The organism is Bacillota bacterium (assembly GCA_040754675.1).
Taxonomy (GTDB): Bacteria; Bacillota; Limnochordia; order Limnochordales; family Geochordaceae; genus Geochorda.
In genome coordinates, this window is the sequence record JBFMCJ010000704.1 from 1 (window position 1) to 1,882 (window position 1,882).

3 protein-coding genes are annotated in these 1,882 nt (G+C 69.4%); 2 read left to right on the forward strand and 1 reads right to left on the reverse strand.

Translation table 11 applies throughout. The features are described 5' to 3' along the window. Positions 1-185 (reverse strand): hypothetical protein (locus tag AB1609_22715; GenBank protein ID MEW6049248.1); only part of this gene is annotated, 185 nt, incomplete at its 3' end. Between the two features lie 385 nt (positions 186-570). Here AB1609_22715 and rpsD point away from each other — a divergent pair. Both rpsD and AB1609_22725 read left to right on the forward strand, forming a co-directional pair. Then, positions 571-1,176, forward strand: a complete 606-nt coding sequence (rpsD, locus tag AB1609_22720) for a 30S ribosomal protein S4 (GenBank protein ID MEW6049249.1) — start codon at positions 571-573, stop codon at positions 1,174-1,176. Positions 1,177-1,244: 68 nt separating this feature from the next. Beyond that, a complete protein-coding gene (locus tag AB1609_22725; protein MEW6049250.1) occupies positions 1,245-1,796 on the forward strand; it encodes a DUF1893 domain-containing protein in 552 nt (183 codons plus the stop codon). Positions 1,797-1,882: the final 86 nt, after the last annotated feature.

Sequence of the window (1,882 nt, forward strand, 5' to 3'; positions counted from 1 at the left end):
GCTTCCAATCCACTCAGGAACGCGGGGTTCCAAAGCCAGTCGGAGTCCGTCGGCAGGTGCAGGTAGAAGTCACCCATGTGCAGGGCCGCATCGTACGATCGCGCAGTTCCGGCAGATGTCGCTCCGAACCAGAGCGCAACGCACACTGCGGCGCCCATCCACTTGAGGACCCGTCTCCCGGACATCATGGACCTCCTCTGCAACGGCACAGGATGTGCCAGCTATGGCACTACTTACCACTTATATCGACTAATGTAGTCTTGTGCTGAACGGTCTCAGGAGACAGCGGCAACCAGGAGGGGCCAGCTTCCCAAACAGAACCTTGCGGCAGCCTTCTCTGTGCAAGCGTGTAAGCGCTGAGCGGGTCCCGCTCCGGCACCGCCAGCGAAAACTGCTCGAGCCACCGCCGGATGTAGCTAAGGTCGGCCCGGGGCTGGCGGCGCTCCACGCACTGTTCGAGGCACTGGCGTTCCGCGTGTATAAGGAGGCCGCAGGCCGGGAAGAGTGCAGGGCGGCCGGTGTCGCTGGCAATGCTGCCAGGACAAGGACGTGAGAAGGGGTGGGCACCCGATGGCACGCTACCTGGGGCCCCGCCACCGCCTATGCCGCCGGGTCGGGGAGCCGCTGTGCGGCCAGCCCGACTGCCCGGCCCTCAAACGCCCCTACCCGCCGGGGCAGCACGGGCGAACGGCCCGCCGCCGCATCTCGGAGTACGGGCGGCAGTTGCTCGAGAAGCAGAAGCTGAAGTTTCTGTATGGCGTGAACGAGCGCCAGCTTCGCAACTACTTCGCGGCGGCCAGCCGCGTCCGCGGCCGTACGGGCGAACAGCTCCTGCGCTACCTCGAGACCCGCCTCGACAACACCGTCTACCGCCTCGGCCTCGCTCCCACCCTGCCCGCCGCCCGCCAGCTGGTGGTGCACGGCCACGTCCAGGTCAACGGGCGCAAGGTGAACCGGCCGGGTTTTCGCCTGCGGCCCAACGACGTGGTCTCTTTGCGGGAACGCAGCCGCAGCATCCAGCCGGTGCAGGACGCCCTGCAACGCGGCGCCACCCCGCCGCCTTACCTGGAGCTGGATCGGGAGCAGTTGCGCGGCCGCCTGCTGCGCTACCCGGAGCGCGAGGAGATGCCCGTCAAGGTCGACGAGAGCCTCGTCGTCGAGTACTACGCCCGCTGACAGGTGCGGGGCGCTGCCGCGTCGAAAAGGGCCGGGCGCAGTCCCGGTGCAGGGGGGCTCAGAGGCACGTGCAGGATGCCACCCGCAGGACGACAGAGTTGGCGGCGGGCCGGGGACCATCGGTTGCCGAAGCCCGCCGCTTCCTTGAGGTGCAGCGCGCGACTTACGTGGTGGTGCGGGCCAACCGCATCGTGGCGTGGAGCTGCCGGCCCAGCGTGAAAGCGCTTTTCGTGGCCCTCACCGACGCGCTTCGCCGGGCGGGCGCCCGAGAGCTGGCCGGCGCCGCCATGGCGGGCCTCGCCATCAGCCGTTCGGTGGCGCTGGCGGCTGTGCGGTGGGGCCTAGCCGACGTGTACGGGGAGGTCATGACCCGGGAGGCGGCCGAGCTGCTCCGGCGCCAGGGCGTACGGGCCGAGTGCCGGCAACTGGTGGCCGACGTGGCGGACGAACCAGCGCCCAACACCGGTGATAGCGTGGACAGCGGGCTCGCCTCGCTTCACCACGAACTTGCCTGGCTCGACCGGGTGGTGGACGGCTGCCAGTCCGACCCGGGTGAGGCCTGGCGGAGGCTCTGGGCGGCCGCCGTGCAGCCCGCAGCCGGCGAAGCCGCCGGCGCCTGATTTCTCCCCGTTCACCGTCGTCTGGTTCCCGGGGGTGCTCCTCGGCCCTCCCGGGAATCTCCCTATACCCTTTTCGCGTCCCGTGC